Origin of the sequence: Rhodocyclus tenuis, from assembly GCF_014197755.1 — a bacterium.
Taxonomy (GTDB): domain Bacteria; phylum Pseudomonadota; class Gammaproteobacteria; order Burkholderiales; family Rhodocyclaceae; genus Rhodocyclus; species Rhodocyclus tenuis.
Window position 1 is genome coordinate 407,551 of record NZ_JACIGE010000002.1, and the last position, 22,885, is coordinate 430,435.

The 22,885-nt window shown below is 65.0% G+C and carries 19 protein-coding genes and 1 CRISPR repeat array; of the genes, 12 read left to right on the forward strand and 7 right to left on the reverse strand.

Going from position 1 to position 22,885, the window contains the following annotated elements:
• Positions 1-97 precede the first annotated feature (97 nt).
• The gene (locus GGD90_RS04615; protein WP_153114631.1) at positions 98-3,106 is read right to left on the reverse strand and encodes a P-loop NTPase family protein; all 3,009 of its coding nucleotides are present in this window, start codon (positions 3,104-3,106) and stop codon (positions 98-100) included.
• 235 nt (positions 3,107-3,341) lie between these two features.
• On the opposite strand from GGD90_RS04615, the gene GGD90_RS04620 reads away from it, so the two are divergent.
• The 10 genes from GGD90_RS04620 to GGD90_RS04665 all read left to right on the forward strand — a co-directional run bounded on the left by GGD90_RS04620 (position 3,342) and on the right by GGD90_RS04665 (position 14,260).
• Positions 3,342-4,439 (forward strand): hypothetical protein, encoded by a 1,098-nt coding sequence (locus tag GGD90_RS04620; RefSeq protein ID WP_184414924.1) that lies wholly within the window; start codon positions 3,342-3,344, stop codon positions 4,437-4,439.
• Positions 4,436-5,308 (forward strand): type I-F CRISPR-associated protein Csy2, encoded by an 873-nt coding sequence (locus tag GGD90_RS04625; protein WP_184414926.1) that lies wholly within the window; start codon positions 4,436-4,438, stop codon positions 5,306-5,308. Before GGD90_RS04620 ends, GGD90_RS04625 begins: the two co-directional genes overlap by 4 nt.
• A 12-nt stretch (positions 5,309-5,320) precedes the next feature.
• The gene (csy3, locus tag GGD90_RS04630) at positions 5,321-6,397 is read left to right on the forward strand and encodes a type I-F CRISPR-associated protein Csy3 (RefSeq protein WP_153114633.1); all 1,077 of its coding nucleotides are present in this window, start codon (positions 5,321-5,323) and stop codon (positions 6,395-6,397) included.
• The gene (locus GGD90_RS04635) at positions 6,394-6,945 is read left to right on the forward strand and encodes a type I-F CRISPR-associated endoribonuclease Cas6/Csy4 (RefSeq protein ID WP_153114634.1); all 552 of its coding nucleotides are present in this window, start codon (positions 6,394-6,396) and stop codon (positions 6,943-6,945) included. The genes csy3 and GGD90_RS04635 overlap by 4 nt, the downstream gene beginning before the upstream one ends.
• A complete protein-coding gene (gene cas1f / locus GGD90_RS04640; RefSeq protein ID WP_153114635.1) occupies positions 6,942-7,895 on the forward strand; it encodes a type I-F CRISPR-associated endonuclease Cas1f in 954 nt (317 codons plus the stop codon). Before GGD90_RS04635 ends, cas1f begins: the two co-directional genes overlap by 4 nt.
• A gap of 97 nt (positions 7,896-7,992) precedes the next feature.
• A CRISPR array of direct repeats spans positions 7,993-11,321; the repeat unit is 28 nt; unit sequence GTTTGCCGCCGTGCAGGCGGTTGAGAAG.
• 245 nt (positions 11,322-11,566) lie between these two features.
• Positions 11,567-11,998 carry a MerR family transcriptional regulator gene (locus GGD90_RS04645; RefSeq protein ID WP_153114636.1) on the forward strand — a complete coding sequence of 144 codons (432 nt, stop codon included), beginning with the start codon at positions 11,567-11,569 and terminating at the stop codon, positions 11,996-11,998.
• On the forward strand, positions 11,973-12,374 hold the full coding sequence (locus tag GGD90_RS04650; protein ID WP_153114637.1) for a carboxymuconolactone decarboxylase family protein: 402 nt from the start codon (positions 11,973-11,975) through the stop codon (positions 12,372-12,374). Before GGD90_RS04645 ends, GGD90_RS04650 begins: the two co-directional genes overlap by 26 nt.
• A 135-nt stretch (positions 12,375-12,509) precedes the next feature.
• Entirely contained in the window at positions 12,510-13,184 is a 675-nt protein-coding gene (locus tag GGD90_RS04655) for a CsgG/HfaB family protein (RefSeq protein ID WP_153114638.1), read from the forward strand.
• A 16-nt stretch (positions 13,185-13,200) separates the two neighbouring features.
• Positions 13,201-13,566, forward strand: coding sequence for a DUF4810 domain-containing protein (locus GGD90_RS04660; protein WP_153114639.1), 366 nt, complete (start codon positions 13,201-13,203; stop codon positions 13,564-13,566).
• A 13-nt stretch (positions 13,567-13,579) separates the two neighbouring features.
• Positions 13,580-14,260 (forward strand): DUF799 domain-containing protein, encoded by a 681-nt coding sequence (locus GGD90_RS04665; RefSeq protein WP_153114640.1) that lies wholly within the window; start codon positions 13,580-13,582, stop codon positions 14,258-14,260.
• A gap of 127 nt (positions 14,261-14,387) precedes the next feature.
• On the opposite strand, the gene GGD90_RS04670 is transcribed toward GGD90_RS04665, so the two are convergent.
• Positions 14,388-15,347, reverse strand: coding sequence for a LysR substrate-binding domain-containing protein (locus GGD90_RS04670; RefSeq protein WP_153114641.1), 960 nt, complete (start codon positions 15,345-15,347; stop codon positions 14,388-14,390).
• A 103-nt stretch (positions 15,348-15,450) separates the two neighbouring features.
• On the opposite strand from GGD90_RS04670, the gene GGD90_RS04675 reads away from it, so the two are divergent.
• Together GGD90_RS04675 and GGD90_RS04680 are read left to right on the forward strand one after the other, a co-directional pair.
• Positions 15,451-16,152 (forward strand): pirin family protein, encoded by a 702-nt coding sequence (locus GGD90_RS04675; RefSeq protein WP_153114642.1) that lies wholly within the window; start codon positions 15,451-15,453, stop codon positions 16,150-16,152.
• 33 nt (positions 16,153-16,185) lie between these two features.
• The gene (locus GGD90_RS04680) at positions 16,186-16,740 is read left to right on the forward strand and encodes a flavodoxin family protein (protein WP_153114643.1); all 555 of its coding nucleotides are present in this window, start codon (positions 16,186-16,188) and stop codon (positions 16,738-16,740) included.
• 33 nt (positions 16,741-16,773) lie between these two features.
• Here the strand turns inward: GGD90_RS04680 and GGD90_RS04685 are convergent, their stop codons facing one another.
• From GGD90_RS04685 to ycaO, 5 genes are all read right to left on the reverse strand, one after another.
• Positions 16,774-17,877 carry a phosphoserine transaminase gene (locus tag GGD90_RS04685; RefSeq protein ID WP_153114644.1) on the reverse strand — a complete coding sequence of 368 codons (1,104 nt, stop codon included), beginning with the start codon at positions 17,875-17,877 and terminating at the stop codon, positions 16,774-16,776.
• Between the two features lie 46 nt (positions 17,878-17,923).
• The gene (locus GGD90_RS04690) at positions 17,924-19,153 is read right to left on the reverse strand and encodes an ATP-grasp domain-containing protein (protein ID WP_153114645.1); all 1,230 of its coding nucleotides are present in this window, start codon (positions 19,151-19,153) and stop codon (positions 17,924-17,926) included.
• 130 nt (positions 19,154-19,283) lie between these two features.
• Positions 19,284-20,546, reverse strand: a complete 1,263-nt coding sequence (locus GGD90_RS04695; protein WP_221227655.1) for a Coenzyme F420 hydrogenase/dehydrogenase, beta subunit C-terminal domain — start codon at positions 20,544-20,546, stop codon at positions 19,284-19,286.
• A 182-nt stretch (positions 20,547-20,728) separates the two neighbouring features.
• Positions 20,729-20,953: a hypothetical protein gene (locus GGD90_RS04700; RefSeq protein ID WP_200385728.1), complete on the reverse strand. Its 225-nt coding sequence runs from the start codon at positions 20,951-20,953 to the stop codon at positions 20,729-20,731.
• Between the two features lie 29 nt (positions 20,954-20,982).
• Positions 20,983-22,815, reverse strand: a complete 1,833-nt coding sequence (ycaO, locus tag GGD90_RS04705; protein ID WP_153114646.1) for a 30S ribosomal protein S12 methylthiotransferase accessory factor YcaO — start codon at positions 22,813-22,815, stop codon at positions 20,983-20,985.
• Between the last annotated feature and the right edge of the window lie 70 nt (positions 22,816-22,885).

The following is a 22,885-nucleotide window of genomic DNA, read 5'->3' on the forward strand; positions in this document are numbered from 1 at the left end:
GCCGCAATTATTTCTCAGTGGCCGGTACAATTCTTATCTTTCAAATATCTCGCGAAACGCTGCCAAATTTCGCGCGGCGCTACAGCCGCCTGCGTCGCTACGGCTTACTCAGAAAAAAGCCGAACGATTGGTCCCAGCTGAGTCCAGTTCCTTCGGCTTGGTACCGCACCTGTAATTCCAGGCCACTCGCCGGGGTAACATCTAACTCGACGCAGGTGGTGACCAGCTCTTCCAGATCCCAAGTCAGCCAGTCGTTGCTCTGACGTCGAACTTCCTCATCCAGGCTGCGCGTCATCCAGGACTCTTTCTCGCCTGGCCGCGCCTGACGCTTGAAAACCCAGAAGCCATTCACCCGCTCGGCCCGCCAAGCTTCGTGCTGCACGCCGTCGCGCAAGGCGTAATTGGCATAAAAAGCCTGCGTCATCCATTCAGATCGGGCGCCTTCATCGGCTTCGACGATGCTCAGCGGCGTCTCGAGACGCTCCCTGACGATGCGATCCTCGTCCCTCGCCATCAACCCCCGGCCCAGACGCAAACGGGCATCGAGCGCTTCAAGGTCGGCGTCGGCCAGCAGGGCGAGCAGGTCGGGACTCGAATAGCGGTGTGCCTGCGATTTCGACTCCAGACCAGGCCAGACGAAGCAAGGCTCGCCTTGACGCCCCTCCAGCCAGCGCCGGTTGTATTGCAGGATCGCCACATTGGGCTCGCTCACTTCACGCAGGCGATGCCGGTTGATGCGGCCGGCGGTCTGGACAATCGAGTGGGCGCTCGACGGTTCGATCACTCCCCAGTCGAAATCGTGGTCGCGACCGATTTCCTCGACCGGCGTTGCGACGACGATGAACGGCACGTCTGTCGCGGCACTCGCAGCCATCAGTTCAATGATTTCCTCGTCCCGAACGATGTGCCCGTCACCACGCTTACGGTTCAGCAGGAAGTCCAGCCGCTTTTCCTTCAGATGTCGCTGGATGCGGAACTCCTGGGCGTGATAGCAGGCCACCCGGGCATGGGGTACGGCTCGCGCCAATTGGCGCGCAGTGCGGATTGCCGTACCGATGTTGGCCACCCGAACCAGGCCAAACGAGAGCCGTTTTCCGCCCGGACCAACCCAGGAATGCGCTTCATGCAAACGCCTCACTGCGTCGCTGATCGCCGCCAGAAAGGCCTCGCCGCCAAGTCCGTTCACCGGCTGCACCCAGGCCCGGCGCACCGCTTTCCGCGGCACCGCCAGCAGGCGCCCAACATGCTCAGCAAACTGCCCGGGCAGATCCGCGTCGCTGGCAAAAGTGGTCGGAGCAGTCCGGTCGTCCACGATGGCGATGCCGAAACGCGCCTCGCGCTCCTCCAGCGCGCAGCGCATCTCGACGCCGCAGCGGAAAGCCCGGAATACCGCCTCGGCCACCGGCTGCGGCAGGGTCGCCGACGAACAGATGACGCTGCGGCCCATCAGCCCCACCACCTGCACGAGGCGCAGCACGGCCACCAGCGCAACCGGCTCGTACGAATCCACCTCGTCCAGCACCAGGTCGCTGTCGATCATGCGCATCAGCGCAGAAACATGGTGCCCCTGGCGTCCGGGCTCGCCGGCATTGATCAGGTAATCGATGGTGGAAACCAGCACCGGCGCACCGATCACGCTGCGCAGCACAGGCCGCCGCTCGGTGAGTACTTTCATCCATTCCGGCAGCTCCACCTCGCCGCCACGGGCGTCGTATTCGGTCGCCGGACCTTCGGTCTCGAAAGTGCCGGCATGTGCCGGATCGTCAGCTTTGCCGGCCGCGTGCAGCCGGCTGGCGATGCGGTCGCCGATCACCGTCGCCAGCTCGTCTTCGCCCAGACCGAGATCGTCGGCCAGGGCATCGCCGGTCTGCAGGGTCAGCGTGCGCAGGTTGAGCGCAATGGCAAAGCGCGGCCGCGACGACACCGAACAAGCCAACTTGGCATTGGCGATGGTCTTGCCCGCTCCGGTCGCCGCGATGTTGAAGATCAGCAGGCCACCTTCAGAGCGCTCGCGCAGCGCGGCGACCGCCGCCACCGCCTGATTCTGCCAGGCGAAGCGCCCGCGCTCATCGGCCGGCGACAGGATGTGCTCGACGCTTTCCGTCGCCAGCCCGGGCAGACGCAGGGCGGCCATGCGCCAGGCAAAGTCGGCGGCCCGCCCGCCGACCGTGCGCAGGTGCCAGTCCAGCGGTTGATCGAAAGCGCCGTCCTTGGTGTTGGCGAAAAGCTCGCAAGCCTTCACACCCCCCGGCCATGGTCGCGCGGAAACCTCGTGGTCGGCGAGGATCAGCGCTGCCCGGGCGAGGACCGCCGCACCACGCCAGAAGGCCGGGCTGCGCTCACCGGCCTTGCGAATCAGGCGTGCTTGGACCCGTTCGAGCAGTTCCAGTAACTCATCGGGCAGCGTGCCGGCCGGCACCAGTTCGCGAGCCCGTTCACCCTCTGCCACATGCTTTTCACTGGTGGGGGTCGACGTACCTTTTGCCGGACCGAATAGGCGGTGATGGGTGGCGATCAGATAATCGAGCGCCCGCAGTGGGCCGTCGATGCCCGTATCTTCCAAGCCGCCCGGTTCGCAGAGGGACTTCTTTTTCGCAATCGACAACCAGGCTTGGCTCCACTCATTTCCCCGGCGCCGCTCCTGCAACAGACGCATGGAAATCCACTCGTGGCGAACCGGATCGGCCTCGGGCGGCCCGCCCGCCACCGCCCGCGCCAGTTTGCCGGCGAAGAAATTGCCGGACTTGCCTAGATCGTGTCCTAGGCCTGCAGCGTGCGCCAGCAGGCCAACGATGCGCAGCCAGAAAGGCGGCGGCTGCCGGCGCCGGGTATGGCCAGCCGGGAAATGCCCTTCCGGCCCGAAGCTGTCGCGCGACCCCACCACCCACAGCAAGCGCATCCGCTCGCGCCCCTCGTTGCGGTAGCAGGCCACTGCCGTCTGCCGTGTCGCCGACGCCTTGAGCAAACCACGCAGCTCCCGCACTCCTTCGAGGGTGATCGGCGTCGCCCAGGAACGGATGCCGGTGCGGATCGCGTAGCTATCGAGAATCGCCCGGCTCCGCTTCACCGCCCGCCGCTCGCAGGCTGAAATCAGGGTGATGTGCATCGCTTGTTCAGGTCCGTGTTAGGCTTGCGACCGCCACCGTGCAGGTGGTTGAGAGTTAGTTGTTAGAAGCGATAGTAATTGTGTGCCGCCGAGCAGGCGGGTAACTGCAGCACATAGAGGAGTGGGGTTATATAACACTCCTAGTTATTAATAGTGATAGTAAAAATTTTTTGTTGACAGGAAGCACACTCGGATTTAGCGTGCCAACATCATAGTCATAAGCGAGGAGCATGACGTGGCACGCCCCAAAATAACCGTCGCTGCCGAACCGCCCGAGTGGGTCGCCCTGCCCCAAGAACTCTACGCGGCTACCTGCGCCGAACTCGTCACCTTTTCCCACAAGACCGTCAATTCAAACGCGCCGCCTGGCGGCATCCGTCTGGCGCCGGAACAGGGACTGAAGCTGCCCTACGTGTCTGCGCGCACCCTGCTCGGCGCGGGCGAGGTACCGGCCCTCGACTACGTGGCTAACGCGGGCAAGACGGCCACCGTGGTCAAGCAGTTGAACCAGCTCCGGGAAGGCGTCGCAACGGCTCCGGCCAACGAAGCCACACGCATCCTGGCAACATTGGCCGCAGCGACAGCACAGGGGGCCCAGATCGGCACCGACAAGGTTTCCCTGCGCGCCCGGCAATTGCTGCTGCCACGGCAGGGCGGCTACGTGTCGGTTACGCCGCTGACTTCCGGTGGAGTCAATCGCAAGCTGCGGACCAAGGTACGTCAGCACAACGAGCACTTGCGGGAAGTTCCGGACGAAAACCTGCGGCGGATTCCCGTGGCGATATTCGGGCTGGGCGGTTCCAACCCGCAGAACGTCGGCTCACTGGTGCGCGATATGCAGCGCCCGCTGGTCTTCTTCGCCCCCACGGAAAACCGCCAGTTGAAGGCCGTCCTCGCCCTGCATTTCCAGGGAGTCCGCATGCGCCTGCCGCGCCCGCTGCTGCGCGGCTTCCGCGACTGGTACGCCGACTGCCGGCGGCGCAACGGCGGCCGGATTCCCACCAACATGGATAGCCGCGACGAAGAAATCGTCCATGTCCGCGCTATCGCCCGGGGCATCCTCGCTCAGGGCGACGCGGCGCGACAACGCCTGCTGGCGCAACGGGACGTGCTTCCGGCTGGCGGTTCGCCGCTGGTTTCTGCCGAGGCCGACCCGGTGGCCCGGGGACTGGTCGATCCCGAGCTGCGCGACAAGGAATGGCCGCGTGCCTTCGCCTTGCGGCTGGCGAGGCTGATCGCCGACTACCGTTTTGGCGATGGCAAGGACGAATTCCAGTTCGAGCAGGCGGACATTTTCGAACTGCAAGCCATGATCGAGGAGGTGGTGCGATGAGCTACCTGCTGCTGCCCCGCCTGCGCATCCGCGCCGCCAACGCCCTAGCCGGCAACGTCGCCATCACCCCTGCCCAGTTAATGGCCTGCGTGCTGTTTGGCCACAATCTGGGTCTCAAGACTGGTTGTCGCCCCCAGCGCGTTGCCATCGTGCACCACGACGCCCAGCTGCTCGGCGAATACGGCAGTGACGGCTTCTACGACTTCCATCCCCAGCAGCGGCGGGGCGCCACCTTCATCGACAACGTCGATTACTCGTCGAAGAATCCGCACGCGCTTTCCCTGCAGCCCACGGCCAGCTGCCACCTGACGCTGTCGCTGTTGTTCGAAGTCCAGGGCAGCATCAACGTGCAGCGTATCGAGAGCTTCCTGCGTACCGCCCGCATCGCCGGCGGCAACATCGATAGCCACGGCAAAATAGAAGCGGAGAACGACCTCGACGACCTGCACCTGCCCAAGGGCTTCTGGCTGATCGAACGCAGCGACCTGCTCCAAAGCGAAGGTTCGCCCGTGGACGCCCTGGTCGCCGCCATCGGCCGCAGGCCCGCCAAAACGGAAACGACCGGCGCCCAGGCCGGCGACGTACCACCGCCGCTGCCCGAATCCTGGCTGGCCGCCAGCGTGCTCGGCTACGCCATGACCACCCCCTTCGAAACCCGCGCCGGCGCGCGCCAGACCGACCGGGGAGAAACGCCACTGCATGCTTTCTGCGAACCACTGCTTGGCTTGGTGCAGTACGTGTCCACGCGTGACTACGGCCAGCGCCCGATTCCCTGGTGGGAGCACAGCTGGCTGCAGGACGATGTATTCGTGATCCGCCAAAGCCAAGCAGTGCCGCAAACCATCAGCCCTTCCATTTCTTCCCTGTAAAGGAGCATCCCCATGAATGCACCCGAATTCAAGAAACTGCCCGGCGTCCTCGCCTTCCAGCGCGGCCTCGTCATCACCGACGCGCTTTTCTTCAACGTGCTCAAGGACAGCCAGACTCCGGTCATGGTCGTGCGCCACGGCATCCGCGGCACCCAGAACGTGAACAAGGACGGCGACGCGGAAAAGAGCACGGCAGCCAACGCCAAGCGCCAGGAAGTTTCCAACATTCAGACCACCGATACCGCCAAGCTGGAAGAAGAGGCCCAAGCCCTGGCCGTGCGCTTCGGTCTGCGTTTCCTCGATCTGAAGGATGTACTGTTTGCCTGCGCCCCCGCCAGCACCGACGCCAACGACCTCGTCCGTAACTACCGCGACAGCGTCACCGGCTTCATCGAGCGCGCCAAGACGTCTCCCGGCCTGGACGAAGTTGCCCAGCGCTTCGCCCGCAACATCGCCAACGGCCGCTGGCTGTGGCGCAACCGCACCATTGCGCGCCAGGTCGAGGTGCATGTCAGCGTTAACGGCACGCCTCTCGCCAGCTTCGATGCCTTGGCCACCCCGCTCAACCATTTCGACAACATCACCGATGCTGAACGCCAGGTAGCGGCCTACATTGCCGACGGACTGCGCGGCGACGACGATGCCGGGCTCGACATCGAGGCGCGTCTCGATTTCGGTGTGCGCGGCGCGCTGGAAGTCTTCCCCTCCCAGAACTACGTGGAGGACAAGCCGCGCGGCTTCGCCCGCCCGCTCTATTGCCTGGGCTCTCCGGAACGGGCCGGCAGCCGCAACGGCATCGAGTTCGAAAGCACCCGCACCATGGGTCACGCTGCCCTGCGCGACCAGAAAATCGGCAACGCCCTGCGCACCATCGACACGTGGTATCCGAGTTACGCCGAGCATGGCCGCCCGCTACCGGTAGAACCTAACGGTGCCAGCCTGGAAGCCCAGGAGTTCTTCCGCGACCGCAAAACCTCTGCCTTCGAATTCGCTCGCCGTCTCAACACCTTGGACCCGGCGTCCCCCGAAGGGATGTTCATGATCGCCAGCCTGATCCGGGGCGGGGTCTTCTCCGGGGGCAAGGAATGATGGAGCCGCGCCATTACGTGGATTTCCAGCTCGGGCCGCGCCCGTCGCCGATCACCGCGGCGCTCGCCCTGAAGGTGCTGCACGGTGTGTTCGGGCTCTATACGGGGCAATACGCGCTGGCGCTGCCCGACTACCCGCGAAGTTTTCCCCGCTTGCGGGTCTTCGCCGCCAGTCGGGAAGCCCTGGATCGGCTGGTCACTGCCACTGAAACACACCCCGGGTTCGCCGAAGGGCCTGCCAGAATCGGCCGCTTTGCCTACCCGAAGGCCGTTCCCGAGGACTTTAACGGCCCTTGGGTCAGCTACCGCCGCTACCGCATTCCCAGCCGCAAGGCGGAACGCAAACCCGAAGGCAGTCTCCGCCTGCGCCGCATCCAGGCCGCCGACGAGGCCGAATTGCCCTTCTTTGCGCTGCGCAGCCAGAGCAACGGCCAGGCCTGGCGGCTCTATGTCGAGGCGCAGCCCGCTTCGGACGCGGGACCCGGCGAACCGGATGCTTACGGACTGGCCACGGCATCCCGCCCCTTCGCCCTGCCCCGGCTGCCATGAACAAGGGCCGGCCAAAACCCCGGCAAATCCTGCTCTCAAAAAGGGCCAACATCTTCTACCTGGAGCACGCGCGGGTGCTCCAGAAAGACGAACGCATCGTCTGGCTTACCGAAACCGGCGAGGATGTAGAGCAGTACTTCAACCTGCCGGAACGCAACACTGCCCTGCTATTGCTTGGCAAGGGCACCTCGATCACCGACGCTGCAATGCGAAGACTGGCCGAGTCGAACGTGCTGGTGGGTTTCTGCGGCAGTGGCGGCTCACCACTCTTTGCCGCAACCGAACCGGTATTCCTCACCCCGCAGAGCGAATACCGGCCGACCGAGTACATGCAGGCCTGGGTGCGCCACTGGATGGACGAAACGCAGCGGCTGGAACTGGCCAAAGCACTGATCGCCGAACGAATCGCGCTCACCGGCAAGGCATGGGCCAGGAATAGCGAGCTGCTGCAAAGAAAGATCGAGATCCCTGCGGTCGCCATCGACAAATTCCGCCAGCGCAGTGCTGGAGTGCCCGACACGCAGTCCCTGCTGCTGGCCGAAGCCGAATGGGCGCGCGCCCTCTACGCCAGCCTCTCCGCCGGCCACGGCCTCAACTTCACCCGCCAGGAGGGCGCCGGCGCCAAGGGCAGCAAAGAAGAGCGGGTGAATTCCTTCCTCGATCATGGCAATTACATCGCCTATGGCCTCGCCGCCGTCGCCCTCAACGGTCTTGGCATCAGCTACGCTTTTCCCCTGCTGCATGGCAAAACCCGGCGTGGCGCACTGGTTTTCGACATCGCCGACCTGATCAAGGACGCCTATGTGATGCCTCTGGCCTTCACGTGCGGCGCCAACCCCCGCGTCAAGGACAACGCCTTCCGCGCCCTGCTCATCGAGACCCTCCAGGACGGCGACTCCCTTGACTTCCTGTTTGACTTCGTCAAACGGCTCTGCGAAAAAACTCTTTAATATCAATATTTTGAGAACCCCCTGAAACGACGAAGTCTGAAGCACGAATCTCAGGGGAACTCATTGTTTAAATGAATGGTTTCTGGCCATTCATCCAGTTTGCCGCCGTGCAGGCGGTTGAGAAGACAACGGTGAACGGATCGACTTCGATCAGTTCGTTTGCCGCCGTGCAGGCGGTTGAGAAGTTGAGTGTAATACAGGTCGAGTGCCTTATCGGGTTTGCCGCCGTGCAGGCGGTTGAGAAGACGCCGCTGATGACAGCGGCAACAGTGACAGCGTTTGCCGCCGTGCAGGCGGTTGAGAAGGCGTCGCCGGCGCGGACCGCAGCGAAGCGAGGGTTTGCCGCCGTGCAGGCGGTTGAGAAGGAGCAGAGAAGCGACTTGCTGTTGGGGTAAAAGTTTGCCGCCGTGCAGGCGGTTGAGAAGACTTCACGGACTTGTCATAGGTGATTTCCATTGTTTGCCGCCGTGCAGGCGGTTGAGAAGTCGTTCTGCGCCGAGAATCCGAATTCTCCGATGTTTGCCGCCGTGCAGGCGGTTGAGAAGGAATGGCAAGGGGAGAACGCTCTACATAGGTCGTTTGCCGCCGTGCAGGCGGTTGAGAAGGTCGCGCGCGTACCAGCCTTCTTCGACGGCCAGTTTGCCGCCGTGCAGGCGGTTGAGAAGGCTTGATATCTACAGGTTGATTCGGCTTTCACGTTTGCCGCCGTGCAGGCGGTTGAGAAGAGTTGCTGTTTGTCATGCACGAAATTGAAGGCGTTTGCCGCCGTGCAGGCGGTTGAGAAGCATCGCTGCCCTACTCTTCCTGCTGATCTACTGTTTGCCGCCGTGCAGGCGGTTGAGAAGGATCAGGATCAGCTCGTCACGACCAACAGAAAGTTTGCCGCCGTGCAGGCGGTTGAGAAGATTCCCATCAGCAGGTCGGGCGCGTAGATCGAGTTTGCCGCCGTGCAGGCGGTTGAGAAGTGTAGCGTTTTTCGTTCTCGGTGCGCCCGGCTGTTTGCCGCCGTGCAGGCGGTTGAGAAGTTGCGGTATTCCTGATGGGTAAAGCGCGCGTCGTTTGCCGCCGTGCAGGCGGTTGAGAAGGCGCGCCGGCAGGAGGTGATCGACAAGGCCGTGTTTGCCGCCGTGCAGGCGGTTGAGAAGCTCAAGCATGACGACAACGGAACCCTGACGCTGTTTGCCGCCGTGCAGGCGGTTGAGAAGAGCGCGCGGCGGAGTTCTTCAGGTCCCTGGTGGTTTGCCGCCGTGCAGGCGGTTGAGAAGTCACCGCCTTCATTGCCGACGCAGACCTTTTCGTTTGCCGCCGTGCAGGCGGTTGAGAAGCTGAAATCCTCACCCGGTCCCCTTCGGGGCTGGTTTGCCGCCGTGCAGGCGGTTGAGAAGATCGGGAGCTTTTGCCCGATCCGACGAACCATGTTTGCCGCCGTGCAGGCGGTTGAGAAGACGTGCAGATGTTCGCTCGAAGCGAACTCTCCGTTTGCCGCCGTGCAGGCGGTTGAGAAGGATTTGACCGGGCGTTTCTGCGACCGCCGCTGGTTTGCCGCCGTGCAGGCGGTTGAGAAGGTGGCGCGTGGTCTGCACGCTCGTCGAGAAGAGTTTGCCGCCGTGCAGGCGGTTGAGAAGTCGGCGAGCTTGCCCGCCAGATCGTCGATGTCGTTTGCCGCCGTGCAGGCGGTTGAGAAGTTTTGCCAGAAGGCGAAGTCAAGGAACGTGTTGTTTGCCGCCGTGCAGGCGGTTGAGAAGATGCGCAGGAAGCGGCTCTGATCCCACACGGGGTTTGCCGCCGTGCAGGCGGTTGAGAAGATCCGCGAAGGAAAGTCACGGCCAGCGGCTACGTTTGCCGCCGTGCAGGCGGTTGAGAAGGAGATGATGGCGAAGCGCCATGCCGAGCTGCTGTTTGCCGCCGTGCAGGCGGTTGAGAAGTGCATGTGAATCACGCAGGAAGAAGTTAGCAGGTTTGCCGCCGTGCAGGCGGTTGAGAAGAGTTGGAGGCGCTGGCAACGTCGAGGCGGGCGGTTTGCCGCCGTGCAGGCGGTTGAGAAGGATGAGCAACACATCGCCAGAGACGACGGCGAGTTTGCCGCCGTGCAGGCGGTTGAGAAGAGGACGGCGCCGCGAAGACGACGCCGACCACAGTTTGCCGCCGTGCAGGCGGTTGAGAAGTCGGCCGCGCCGCGCTTGCGCTTGCCGAACAGGTTTGCCGCCGTGCAGGCGGTTGAGAAGTACCTGACAGGTAAGGCCCAGGGACAGATTCTGTTTGCCGCCGTGCAGGCGGTTGAGAAGCCGGTCGGCCGCGCGGCCGTTGTTGTAGCCGCGTTTGCCGCCGTGCAGGCGGTTGAGAAGGCGCGCGGCGGCCCAGCCGCGCAGCTGTTGTTGTTTGCCGCCGTGCAGGCGGTTGAGAAGTTGCGCAGCGGCGGCGTCTGCTGCGTCGGCCGGTTTGCCGCCGTGCAGGCGGTTGAGAAGGATTCTGCGGGCGTCTTCTTCTGGGTCGCCTTGTTTGCCGCCGTGCAGGCGGTTGAGAAGACTGACACGCTGCCGGCGCCGGCCATGAATCGGTTTGCCGCCGTGCAGGCGGTTGAGAAGTTGATGTAGCCGGCCGGCGGCGTGATCGTCGGGTTTGCCGCCGTGCAGGCGGTTGAGAAGATTATCGCAAGCGGTTGTTTTCGCTTGGGCGTGTTTGCCGCCGTGCAGGCGGTTGAGAAGCTGGTCGAAGACGGAAAACGGAATCGCGGCCAGTTTGCCGCCGTGCAGGCGGTTGAGAAGTCGTCGCCGATCTGGGCTGATGCGTCCCGGTCGTTTGCCGCCGTGCAGGCGGTTGAGAAGTCCTCGCAGACGATCTCCCAGCGATAGCTGGCGTTTGCCGCCGTGCAGGCGGTTGAGAAGACGCCGCCAGCGAGCGCAGCGTGTCGGTGGCCGTTTGCCGCCGTGCAGGCGGTTGAGAAGTCCTTGGCCTCGCCGAAAAACTCGCCGAAGCTGTTTGCCGCCGTGTAGGCGGTTGAGAAGAAGCGCGAATGGCCGCGTCTGCAGCGTCTGGTGTTTGCCGCCGTGCAGGCGGTTGAGAAGATCTGCGCAGCCTTCAGCGCCTTGCCGTATCCGTTTGCCGCCGTGCAGGCGGTTGAGAAGCGACTCGTACCGGCTGCCGCCAGACTGCGTGAGTTTGCCGCCGTGCAGGCGGTTGAGAAGTTTCCGGCTCGTCTGGATCAAAGTTTTCGCTCGTTTGCCGCCGTGCGGGCGGTTGAGAAGCATGCGTCGAGGATGGCTTGTTTCTTGGCGCTGTTTGCCGCCGTGCAGGCGGTTGAGAAGAGCTACCGCAAGGCATGCATGCGGATGTGGCGGTTTGCCGCCGTGCAGGCGGTTGAGAAGTTCGGCGATGCCACGCAGCTTGGCCAGCTCGGCGTTTGCCGCCGTGCAGGCGGTTGAGAAGACTGCGGAGTTGAAGGTTTGCGCTCGTCTTCTGTTTGCCGCCGTGTAGCTTTGAGAGGGCTATCGTTCCACCCCGCTCCATCAGCAACCACCGCTTCAGCGCGCTTGCCAGTCAGTAACGAGAGATATTCGGGCGGGCTGTTTACGTAGTTAAGCTCCCAGTGCTTCCTCACAGCCTTGCCCGCCCGCACCATTTGCCGGAAGCTGCGAACTTCGCTTGACTTCGAGTGCACTCAAAGCCCCACCATGCCGGACGTGACCAACAACGCCATCTCCATCGGAGAGCTTTCGCGCCTGAGCGGGCTTTCCACGCACACCCTGCGCTTCTACGAAGCCGAGGGCATCCTGCAGCCTGCCGGGCGCAACTCGGGCGGGCATCGGCAGTACCACCCGGCCGATGTGCTCTGGCTTGAGTTCGTGCTCCGGCTCAAGCAGACCGGGATGCCGCTGGCCGAGATCAGGCAGTACGCGGCGCTCAGGGCGCAAGGCGAGACGACGTTGCAGGCGCGGCTGGCGATGCTCAAGCTCCATCGCGAACGCTTGGCCACCAGGATCGAAGAGCTTTCGACATGCGCCAGCGTTCTCGACGACAAGATCGGCATTTACCGGAAGATGATCACCGAGAGCGGGGCGCCAGCAGACGAGGCAGTCCATGCAACCGACCCACAATCCCCTTGAATCGACGCGCTACCGCCGCGGCTGGGACAAACTGCGCGAGATCGACGGCGACGCCGGCGAGCGCGTCATCGAGTCGCTCGCCGACATCTCACCCGACTTCGCGCGCTACCTGATCGAGTTTCCCTTCGGCGACATCTACTCGCGGCCGCAGCTCGACCTCAAATCCAGAGAGATCGGTGTCGTCGCCGCGCTGACGGCGCTCGGCAACGCCGCGCCGCAGCTGAAAGTGCATATCCACGGCGCGCTCAATGTCGGCTGCACGCGCGATGAAATCGTCGAAATCATCATGCAGATGGCGATCTACGCGGGCTTTCCGGCGGCGCTCAACGGCCTGTTTGCGGCGAAGGAGGTATTTGCCGAGCGGGATGCTGCCTGACGCTGCCTGCTGCGCGACCTGCACGGCACAGGCGCCCAGCCCGGATTGGTAGCAACTGCGCGCGATCGCAAACCGCGATGATAAAATCATAGGCCGTGCATAATTCAATGCATATCCTCAGAACATGGAGATAACGTGAACAAGAAGAAAGTCAGCGGCATCTGTTTGTCGGTATTGCTAGCAACACTTGCCGGATGTGCCACAGAAGATTCGCGCACCATCACTCCGCAACAGACCGTTTCTGCCGCTCGCCCGTACGTGGGTGTCCGCCAGCCGATTTCTGTCGGCAAGTTCGACAACCGCTCCAGTTTCATGCGTGGTGTGTTCACCGATGGCGTTGACCGTCTGGGCAGTCAGGCCAAAACCATCCTTGTCTCCCACCTGCAGCAGACCAATCGCTTCTCCGTGCTCGATCGCGAGAACATGAGCGAAATCAAGCAGGAAGCAACAATCGCCAAGAAGCAGCAAGCGCTGAAGGGTGCGCGCTACGTGATCACTGGCGATGTGACCGAGTTCGGTCGCAAGGAAGTGGGTGACCATCAGCTGTTCGGCATTCTCGGCCGCGGCAAGCAACAGGTCGCCTACGCCAAGGTGACCTTGAATGTTGTCGATGTCGACACTTCGGAAGTCATCTACTCGACGGCAGGGGCCGGAGAGTATTCGCTGTCCAATCGCGAAGTGATCGGTTTTGGCGGCACCGCCAGTTACGACTCGACGCTTAACGGCAAGGTGCTCGACCTCGCCATCCGGCAAGCGGTCGACGGCCTGGTGACCGGCGTAGAAGCTGGCGCATGGCGTCCCGCCAACTGATTTTCAAGGGATAAGCATGTCGCAAAGACACTCAATGCGTGGGCTGATGCTGCTCGCCGGCCTGGCCGTGGCGACACTGTCGGGTTGTGCAACGCGGTCGCAAGCTCTCTATCACTGGGGCGATTTCGAGGCCCAGCAGTATTCGTACTTCAAGGGCGATAAGGGGCCGGAAGACGGTATCCAGAGTCTGGAAAAAATCCGCGAGGAAGCAAAAGCGAAGGGAAAGCCGGTGCCGCCGGGGATGCAGGCGCATCTTGGCTTGCTCTACGGGCAGACCGGCAGGACCGATCTGCTTGAGCAGAACCTGCAGGGAGAACGGCAGCAGTTCCCGGAAAGCGCGGCCTATGTCGATTTCCTGCTGAAACCGAAGAAACCCGAATAGAAAAGCGATCCCGATGAAAGCAAATCGTACCCATGCACTGCTCAGCGCAGCCTCGCTTGCTGCCGCATTGCTCCTCGGCGGCTGCGCAACCCCGAAGTCCTATGACTACACGGCATTCAAGGAAGCGCGCCCGGCCTCAATCCTCGTCCTGCCGCCGCTGAACAGTTCGCCAGATATCAAGGCCACGTACAGCATGATGTCCCAGGCGACCGCTCCTCTCGCCGAGTCCGGCTACTACGTTTTCCCGGTGACCCTGGTCGACGAAACGTTCAAGCAGAACGGCATGACCTCGCCTGCGGACATTCATGAAATCCCCACCACCAAGCTGCGCCAGATTTTCGGGGCCGACGCCGCGCTCTACATCAACGTCAAACAGTACGGAACATCGTACGCCGTCATTTCAAGCGAGACGCGTGTCACGGCGGAAGGCAAACTCGTCGACCTGCGCACTGGCAAGACGCTATGGTCAGGAATGGCAACAGCGTCGAGCGCCGAAGGCGACAGCAACAATGGCGGTCTGGTCGGCATGCTGGTCAAGGCGGCGATCCGCCAGATTGCCGAGACGGTGAGCAACCAGGGTCATGTCATCGCGGGGCAGACCAGCGCTCGTCTTCTCAGCGCCGGTCGCCCGAATGGCATTCTGTACGGGCCGCGGTCGCCGATGTATCTCAAGGAGGGAGTGCCGGCGCAGTAAGCCGCACAAACTCCGGTAAAACACTCCGGACGTTCTTGATAAAGGCAGCGCGACGCGCTGCCTTTATCATTTGCCGTGCGCCGCGAACGCAGCGTCCCGAAGCCCCCTTAGCGGCGCGCGAAAACGCTCACCGGCTCGGTGTGATGCGTTCGCCGACCAGAGCCTGCCGCGTCACCTTGCTTTCCAGTTGCTGCAACCACCATTGCAGCGCCTTGCCGCGCACGGCTTCGGGCGTCTTGCGCCAAGCGTAGGCGACGTGCACGACGCGTTCGGCACGTTCAACGCGCTTTTCCACCAGCCGGCCGCTCTCGATGTACGGGCGCGCCAGGCATTCGGGCAAAAAGCCGGCGCCGAGGCCGCGTAGCTGCGCCTGCAGTTTGTCCGGCATGCCTGGAACGGTGAGCACTTCCTGCCCGGCGAGCAAGCCGAGCGTGAGGCCGCCGCCGCGCGGCACCGAGTCGGCGACGGCAACGGCGCGGTGCTGGCCGAGCACATCGTCCGAAAGCGGTTCGGGCGCGTGTGCCAGCGGGTGGTGCGGCGCCACGGCGAAGACAAAGCGCAGGCTGCCGAGCGGGCGCGTCTGCAGACTGACCACCGTGCTCGCCTCGGCGACGACGCCGAGCGCCAGATCGGCCTGGCCCGAGCTGAGCGCGGCGAGCGTGCCGGACAACGTTTCGTCGCGCAGGCGCAGGCGCGTCGGCGGTTTCAGCGCGAAGAACTGTTCGCACAGTTCGAACACGGTCCTGCGGTCGATGATGCCGTCGAGCGCCAGCGTGAATTGCGACTCCCAGCCGGTGGCAACGCGGCGCACGCGGTTGGCGATGGCGTCGACTTCGGCGAGCAGGCGCGCGCCCTCGCGCAGCAGTTCGTGGCCGGCGGCGGTAAGGCTCGCCTGGCGCGAACTGCGGTCGAAGAGCAGCACGTCGAGTGCGTCTTCGATCTGGCGCACGCGATAACCGAGCGCGCTCGGCACCATGCCGGCGGCGCGGGCGGCGGCGGCAAAGCTGCCGGCATCGGCAATCCCCTGCAGCAGGGCCAGTGAATCCGGCGTCAGCACGTCGCGCGGAGAGGCTGCGTTTTTGCTCATTGGCTCACCCATCGTGCAAATTTTTTGCATGATGACAGCAAAGCCGCTGCACCGCACGCGTGGCGCGCACTCCTATAGTGGAGTCCAGCAAAGGAGAGCCACCATGATCAACATTCGCAAATCGCAGGAACGCGGCCACGCCGACCACGGCTGGTTGAAGAGCAAGCATTCGTTCTCGTTCGCCGGCTATTACGACCCCGCGCACATGGGCTGGGGCAACCTGCGCGTGATCAACGAAGACTGGATCGCCGCCGGCAAGGGCTTCGGCACGCACGGTCACCGCGACATGGAGATCGTCACCTACGTGCTCAGCGGCGAGCTGGCGCACCAGGACAGCATGGGCAACGGCACCAGCATCCCGCCCGGCGACGTGCAGCGCATGAGCGCCGGCCGCGGCGTGATGCACAGCGAGTTCAACCACGCCACCGATTCAGAGACACATCTGCTGCAGATCTGGATCGATCCCTCGCGCCTCGGTATTTCGCCCGGTTACGAGCAGAAGACGATTCCCGCCGCCGACAAGCGCGGGCGCCTGCGCCGCGTTGCCTCGCCCGACGGCGCTGACAACTCGGTGACGATCACCGCTGACGCCACGCTCTACGCCGGCCTGTTCGACGGCGACGAGTCGGCAACGCTGGCGCTAGACCCGGCGCGCAAGGCCTACGTGCATCTGGTGCGCGGCACGCTCGTCGTCAACGGACAGACGCTGCACGCCGGCGACGCCGCGCTGCTGGCCGAAGAAAGCAGCCTGCAACTGAGCAAGGGCAGCGACGCCGAAGTGCTCGTTTTCGACCTCGCCGCCTGATTCACCCCCGAACCCAACAGAAGGAGCTTCACCATGGCAAAGATCGCAGTTGTCTTCCACTCCGGCTACGGCCACACCCTGCGCGTTGCGCAAGCCGTCGCCAGCGGCGCCGGCGCCGAGCTGGTGCCGATCGACGCCGAGGGCAATCTGCCCGCCGGCGGCTGGGAAACGCTCGCCGCCGCCGACGCCATCATCTTCGGCAGCCCGACCTACATGGGCAGCGTCAGCTGGCAGTTCAAGAAATTCGCCGACGCTTCGAGCAAGGTGTGGGGTGCGCAGGCGTGGAAGGACAAGCTCTTCGCCGGCTTCACCAACAGCGCGACGATGAACGGCGACAAGCTGTCGACGCTGCACTACCTGTTCACGCTGGCGATGCAGCACTCGGGAATCTGGGTCGGCACCGGCATGATGCCGTCGAACAGCAAGGCGGCGCAGCGCAACGACGTGAACTACGTCGGCTCCTTCGCCGGCGCCATGGCGCAGACGCCGTCCGACGCCAGCCCCGACGAAATCCCGCCCGGCGATCTGGAAACCGCGCGGCTGTTCGGCGAACGTGTCGCCAAGGTGGCGGGCCGGATCGTCGGCTGATGCCGCTCGCGGCCTGATCCACTTCTGGCCGGATCAGGCCTTGCGCGCAAACTCGCGCATGAAGTCGCAGAGCATCGCCACCGCCTGCGGCGTCATCGCGTTGTAGATCGAAGCGCGGATGCCGCCGAGCGAGCGGTGCCCGGCGAGGCCACTGAAACCGGCGGCCGCCGACTCGCGCAGGAAAGCGGCTTCGCGTTCCGGCGTCGGCAGGCGGAAGGCGACGTTCATCAGCGAGCGGTCGGCAGGCGCCGCCCAGCCCTCGTAAAACCCGCCGCTGGCGTCGATCGCGCCATAGAGCGCGGCGGCCTTCTGCTGGTTGATCGCCGCCATGCTGGCCAGCCCGCCGATGTCGTTCAGCAGCCAGCGGCTGACCAGCAGAACGACGTAGATGGCGAACACCGGCGGCGTGTTGTAGATCGAGTGCGCCTGCAGGTGCGAGCGATAGTCGAGCATGCTCGGCAGCCCCGGCGGCACGCGTTCGAGCAGCGCGCGGCGAATGAGGACGACGGTAACGCCGGCCGGCCCGAGATTCTTCTGCGCGTGCGCGTAGATCAGGTCAAAGCGCTCGGGGTCGAAGGGGCGCGAGAGGAAATCCGAGGACATGTCGCAGACGCGGGTGACGCTGTCGAGCCCCGGAATGGTCTTGAACTGCACGCCCTCGACGGTTTCGTTCGACACATAGTGCAGATACGCGGCATCGGGCGAATGCTGCAGTTCGGCCGGCGCCGGCAGGCGGCGGAAGCCTTCGGCTTCGCCGTCCCAGAGCACGCGCACGGCGCCTTCGTTCTGCGCATCGGGAATCGACTTGCTGCTCCAGTAGCCGGTGCGCAGGTATTCGGCGGTCTTGCCACTGCCGCGCAGCAGCAGCATCGGCACCATCGAGAACTGCAGCGTCGCGCCGCCCTGCAGGAAGAGCACGGCGAAGTCGTCGGAGAGGCCGAGCAGCGTGCGGATGTTGCGCTCGGCCTCGGCCACCACTTCGGCGAACCATTGCGAGCGGTGGCTGATGCCGAGCAGTGACAGCCCGACTTCGGGAACCGCCTCGATCGCCTGCCGCGTTGCCGCGAGCACCGACTCCGGCAGCACGCCGGGGCCGCCGCTGAAGTTGAGCTGGTTGTTCAGCTCAGTCGTGTGCATCACTGCCGTCCTTTCAAACCGCTTCGCCTCTATCTCTTTCGGCATATCAGGCAGCGGCCTTGAGCAGCATGGCACGAAAGGCGGCAAACAGCTTGTGCATCGTCGGCGGCTTGTACGGATAGACGTCCACCGGGTCCATCGCGTGCACGACCATGGCGTGATCGACTTCGAACACCAGCAGCCGGCCGTCGGCAGTTTCAGCGCAATCGATGCCGAGGTAATCGAGGCCGATGCGCTCGCCGATGCCGGCCAGCGCGGCGGCGTGACGCACGGCGAAGCCGGTGTCGAAAGCGGCCATGAACTCAGCTTCCTCGGCGCGCTTGGCAGCGTCGTCGGCCATGCCGGCGTTGAGGTAATGGATCATCCAGTGGCTGGAAATACCCATGTGCACGGCAAACGGCTGCCCGTCGACGAGAACGACGCGGTACTTGCGGAACTGCCTGTCGGCGCTGCAGTAGTCGATGAAGGGCGCGACGAAGAGTTCGTCGCCGGCGATCGTCGCCAGCGCCGGCGCGAGTTCCGCGGCGTTGTCGACCTTGTGCAGATCGTGGCCGGCGTGTGAATCGACCGGGCGCACCAGCAACGGAAAGTCGATGCCGGCGAGCAGTTGCCCGGCCGGCACCTGCGCCGCCGCGATCTGCTCGAGCAGCGCACGGCCGACGCGCAGCGTCGGCGGCATCGCCACGCCGGGCAGGTCGGCGAGCAGGCGCGCGGCAACATCGCGACCGACGCGGCCGATGTGCTGCGGCTTGTTCAGCACCGGCCGCGGCCACTCGGCGAGCAGCGGCAGCCAGGCGTCGAGGATCGGCCGGTTGGCCTCGGTGTCACTGAGCGCGACGAAGAGCACGTCGTGCTCGGGAATCTCGGCGAAATCGACGTCGTCGAGCATCGCGTAGTACAGGTGCAGCTCGATATCCGAATCTTCGAGCAGACATTCGATCGGCACGTTGGCCATCAGGTCGCCGGGCGCCATGAAGGCGAGCACGCGCAGGCGCACCGGCTGTTTTGCGGGAAAGACGTAGTGCCGGCGCAGGCGCAGCGCTTCCCGCTGCAGCTGCATGGCGAGTTCGGGATTGCCGTGAAACTGCAGGATCAGCCCGGCGTCGATCAGCGCAAAGGCGTCGTCGGCGTCGGCCGCGGCGCGTTCAAGCAGCGACTGACAGAGCGCGCCAAGATCCTGTCCGGCCAGATTGGCGCGCAGCAGCGGCGCCAGACCGAGCGGGCCGGCAGCGGGCCGGGAAAACGTGGGCAAAGCGGAGGAAAGCAGTTCGGTCATCTGTCTGCGGCACAAGCGAAGGGATGAAAAGCTTATACGCCGACGCCAGGCCTGCGGTGCTGCCGCATGTAAATTCGGGTGAAGTGCGGGTTTTCTTCAGCCGCTGCCGGCCGAAATCGACGCCGGAAAGTCAGGCGCGATTTTCCGCCGCGCTCTTGCGCTCACCGTCCCGCGCCGTCAGGCCGTAGGGCTCGACCAGCGACCAGACGTGCGGCGGGATCATGTGCTTCATCCGCTTCGGCTGTTCGCGGCGCAGGTGCAGCACGCTTTCGACCGCCTTCATCTCGACACGCGCACGCGCGAATTCGATGCCGCGCGGGCCGACCTTGGGCATCAGCCAGCCGACCAGCGGCCGCAGCCAGTCGGGCATGCCGCGCACCGGCAGACCGCCGGCGGCACGTTCGACGTTCTTCAGAAAGCCTCGCACCGGGCCTTCGCGCTTGCCGGCGCTGCCGGGCTCGGCGAGCTTGACCTCGTCGCCGAGCAGCGCCAGCAGCTCCTCGCCGCGCGCCGTGCGCGTGAGCACCCACTGTTCGCCCTCGCCGCCCATGTAGCCGACGGTGATGTCGGCGAGCGTGTTGGTGTAGTCGACGCAGCTGCGGCAGGTGAGCGGGAAGAAATCGGTCGGCAGCTTCGACAGCGGCAGCAACAGGAAGGGAATGCGCCGCTTGCCACCGCTCTTGTAGCGCAGTTCGACGTGGTAGTCAGCGCAGAATTCGAGGTAGGTGATCGTCGTCGGGTCGTCGGCGAGCAGGCCGAGGAATTCGTGGAAGTTCTCGGTGGTGGTGTTGTCGGAACACGGAATGCCGATGACGTCGATGCGCTCGAAATCGAGTTCGCGTTCGAGCGCACGCAACGCATGGACCTGACACGGGACGCCGACGACGGCGATTCGCTTGTAACCGTGCTCGCGCGCCGGTTCGAGCAGCGAGAGCAGCGGCGCGTAGCCCATGCGCATGCCGCGACAGTGGCTCATGCCGGCAGCGGCGGTGACCATCACCGGCTTCGGCCGCCAGTGGTCGTCGGGGTCCGGCGCCATCGCCAGCACCGCCTCGACGGCGCCGGTTTCGAGCAGGCGTTCGGCGATGCGCGTGGTGATGCCGGTCCATTGCGCGCCGGCGCGCGGCTCCTTCATCGCCGCACGCAGCATGCGCCGGTAGGGTCCGAAAAAGCGTTCCTCGGCGCGCGCCGGATCGCGTTCGCGGCCATGCACCTGCCGTTCCAGCGCGGCGTAGTCGGGAGCAATGAACTGGCAGGCGCGGCTGCACAGGCCGGGGTCGGCCATGCGCGAGACGCCGCAGTCGGTACACAGCGCGCGCGGCACGGCGGGAGCGGGGCGCGGCGCCCACAACAGCGGAACCGCCGGCACGGTGGCGGGGTGTTCTGAATTCACGATCACGCATCCTCGGGGAAAACGGCGCGGCGAAACGGCATTCCGGCAACGGCCGGCAGTTTAGCCTGAAACGCTGGTGGCGACTGCCGCAGGCAGCTTGCGGCACTGGTGCCGGGTAGCCGTGCCGGCGCGCGGCAACGCGGACGCTGCAACAGCGACGAGCGCCCGCGCCGCTGTCGAACTCAGCCGGGCAGCCCCTGCTTCTTGCAGACGGCATCACGGAACGGGCCGCGCACACGCTGCCAGCCATCTCCCGGCGGGACCTGCGCGCAGATGAAACCATCGCTCTGCGTGCTCGACCACAGATACCAGGGCGCCGGCGCGGCGGCGAGCGTGCCGGCAAAGAGCAGCAGGGCGAGTGGCGCGGCAAAGCGCAGGCGCCGTTCTGGAGTTCGGGTCTTGGTCATGGCGGGTTACTCCGGCAAGGGATGCGGAATTATGCGCCGATAGCCGCCGGCTTGCCGGCAGCGGCGGTTTCGGCCGCCGCCAGACGTTGGCCTGCGGCCAGCAGGCGCGCGTGCAGCGCACAGCCGGCAAAGTCCTCGCCCGGCGCGGCAATGCCGAAGGCGCGGCGCTCGCCGGCGAGCATCGACTCGGCCTGCGCCAGCGTTTCGGCGCCGAACATCGGCAGCAGCGCGGCACGCCACGGCGCCCAGTCTGCGGGCGTCGGCAGCGCGAATTCCGTATAACTTTCGGCGTATTCGCCATCTTCCTCAACAACGCTGCTTGCCTCCTCGACCGCGCCGAGCGCGAGGCCGAGCAGCGTTTCGATGCACTGATAGACGTGGCGGCGGCCGGCGTCGATCTGGCCGAAGTGGCGGACCCAGTCGCAGCCCTCGCGGATCGCGGCGACATCGCCGATGGCCAGCGCCAGCAGCGTCTTCAGCTCGCCGACGCGCAGGTCTTCCCAGAACGAGCCAGCGTCGACGGCAAGACCGATCAGCGAAGCGATCGGGCGCGCGTCGTCGAAGCCATGCTCGTTGAGCGCGTCAAGCAGTTCGGCGCAGTCGTCGTCAGCGAGGTCGGGCAGCGCCAGGATCGCCGGCCGCAGTTCGGCGCCGACGCGGTTGTTCTCCCAGCGCAGGTCGTCGATCGGATAGACCTCGGAGACGCCGGGAACGAGCATGCGGCAGACGGCGAAGTCGGGCTGGCTGTAGTCGACGCAATAGACCTCGTGGCCGTCGGCGTGCAGGCAGTCGATGAGGAAGCAGGCTTCGGCGGTGGTGTCGCCGGCGAAATTCCAGTCGCAGAATTCGAAATCGGGGCGGTCGGCAAGGAAGGACCAGCCGACGATGCCGCTCGAATCGACGAAGTGCGCTTCGATGTTGGGCGCGCTGGCGATCTCGTCGGCGTCGAAGCCCGGCTGCGGGAAGCCAGCCAGCGCCTCGAGCGCGCGCCCCTGCAGCAACTCGGTCAGCGCGCGTTCGAGGGCGACGGCAAAGAGCGGATGCGCGCCGAAGCTGGCGAAACAGCCCTGGTCCTGCGGATGCAGCAGGGTGACGTTGGCCACCGGGTAGCGTCCGCCGAGCGAGGCGTCGCGCACCAGGATGCCGAAGCCGGCGGCGCGCAGCGCAGCAATGCCGGCGGCGAGATGCGGGTGGCGCGCGATCATCGCCTCGGGCACCTCGGGCAGGCACAACCCCTCGCGCAGCACGCGGAACTTGACGTGGCGCTCGACCACCTCGGACAGGGCCTGCGTGCGCGCCTCGGCGAGCGTGTTGCCGGCGGCGATGCCGTTGGAGAGATACAGATTGCCGACGATGTTGGCCGGAAACCAGACCGTTTCGCCGTCGCGCAGGCGCGTCGCCGGAATGGCGCAGATGCCGCGCGCCGCGTCGCCGCTGTTGAAATCGACCAGCTCGGCGGGCGTCAGCGCGCCTTCCGGGTCGTAGAGGCGGCGCAGTTCGGGCGTCAGCAGGCCGCGCGGCCAGCGCTTGCCGGAGAGCGGAAACCACTTTTCCTGCGCGTGATGGACGACGCCGCTGTGCCTGCCGCGCGCGTAGTGCGTCCAGAAATGGCGGCTGAACAGGCGTTCGCAGAACTCGCCGAGCGCACTGGCGCGCGCCGCGAGCGGCGAAGCACCCTTGCCGTTGGAGAAGAGCAGCGGACAGTCGCGGTCGCGCAAATGGACCGAATGCACGCCGGCGACCGGGTTCAGCCAGGCGCTTTCCTCGACATTGAAACCGAGTGCGGCAAGCCGCGCCTGCAAGCGGGCGATGGTTGTTTCCAGCGGTGCATCCTTGCCCGCGATGGTGGTCAGTGTCGGCATGGTCCTCGGCGGCGCAAAGGTCGGCAGTGGGTGGGGAAAGCGGGGGGCGGCACGCGAAAGACGCCGCGGC

Bases quoted from the DNA above. Each gene is read 5' to 3' on its own strand.
- GGD90_RS04675 (WP_153114642.1), top strand. From the start codon at position 15,451: ATGATCAACATTCGCAAATCGCAGGAACGCGGCCACGCCGACCACGGC.
- GGD90_RS04660 (WP_153114639.1), top strand. From the start codon at position 13,201: ATGTCGCAAAGACACTCAATGCGTGGGCTGATGCTGCTCGCCGGCCTG.
- GGD90_RS04700 (WP_200385728.1), bottom strand. From the start codon at position 20,953: ATGACCAAGACCCGAACTCCAGAACGGCGCCTGCGCTTTGCCGCGCCA.
- ycaO (WP_153114646.1), bottom strand. From the start codon at position 22,815: ATGCCGACACTGACCACCATCGCGGGCAAGGATGCACCGCTGGAAACA.
- csy3 (WP_153114633.1), top strand. From the start codon at position 5,321: ATGAATGCACCCGAATTCAAGAAACTGCCCGGCGTCCTCGCCTTCCAG.
- cas1f (WP_153114635.1), top strand. From the start codon at position 6,942: ATGAACAAGGGCCGGCCAAAACCCCGGCAAATCCTGCTCTCAAAAAGG.
- GGD90_RS04670 (WP_153114641.1), bottom strand. From the start codon at position 15,347: ATGAGCAAAAACGCAGCCTCTCCGCGCGACGTGCTGACGCCGGATTCA.
- GGD90_RS04665 (WP_153114640.1), top strand. From the start codon at position 13,580: ATGAAAGCAAATCGTACCCATGCACTGCTCAGCGCAGCCTCGCTTGCT.
- GGD90_RS04685 (WP_153114644.1), bottom strand. From the start codon at position 17,877: ATGCACACGACTGAGCTGAACAACCAGCTCAACTTCAGCGGCGGCCCC.
- GGD90_RS04680 (WP_153114643.1), top strand. From the start codon at position 16,186: ATGGCAAAGATCGCAGTTGTCTTCCACTCCGGCTACGGCCACACCCTG.
- GGD90_RS04690 (WP_153114645.1), bottom strand. From the start codon at position 19,153: ATGACCGAACTGCTTTCCTCCGCTTTGCCCACGTTTTCCCGGCCCGCT.
- GGD90_RS04645 (WP_153114636.1), top strand. From the start codon at position 11,567: ATGCCGGACGTGACCAACAACGCCATCTCCATCGGAGAGCTTTCGCGC.
- GGD90_RS04615 (WP_153114631.1), bottom strand. From the start codon at position 3,106: ATGCACATCACCCTGATTTCAGCCTGCGAGCGGCGGGCGGTGAAGCGG.
- GGD90_RS04625 (WP_184414926.1), top strand. From the start codon at position 4,436: ATGAGCTACCTGCTGCTGCCCCGCCTGCGCATCCGCGCCGCCAACGCC.
- GGD90_RS04635 (WP_153114634.1), top strand. From the start codon at position 6,394: ATGATGGAGCCGCGCCATTACGTGGATTTCCAGCTCGGGCCGCGCCCG.
- GGD90_RS04650 (WP_153114637.1), top strand. From the start codon at position 11,973: ATGCAACCGACCCACAATCCCCTTGAATCGACGCGCTACCGCCGCGGC.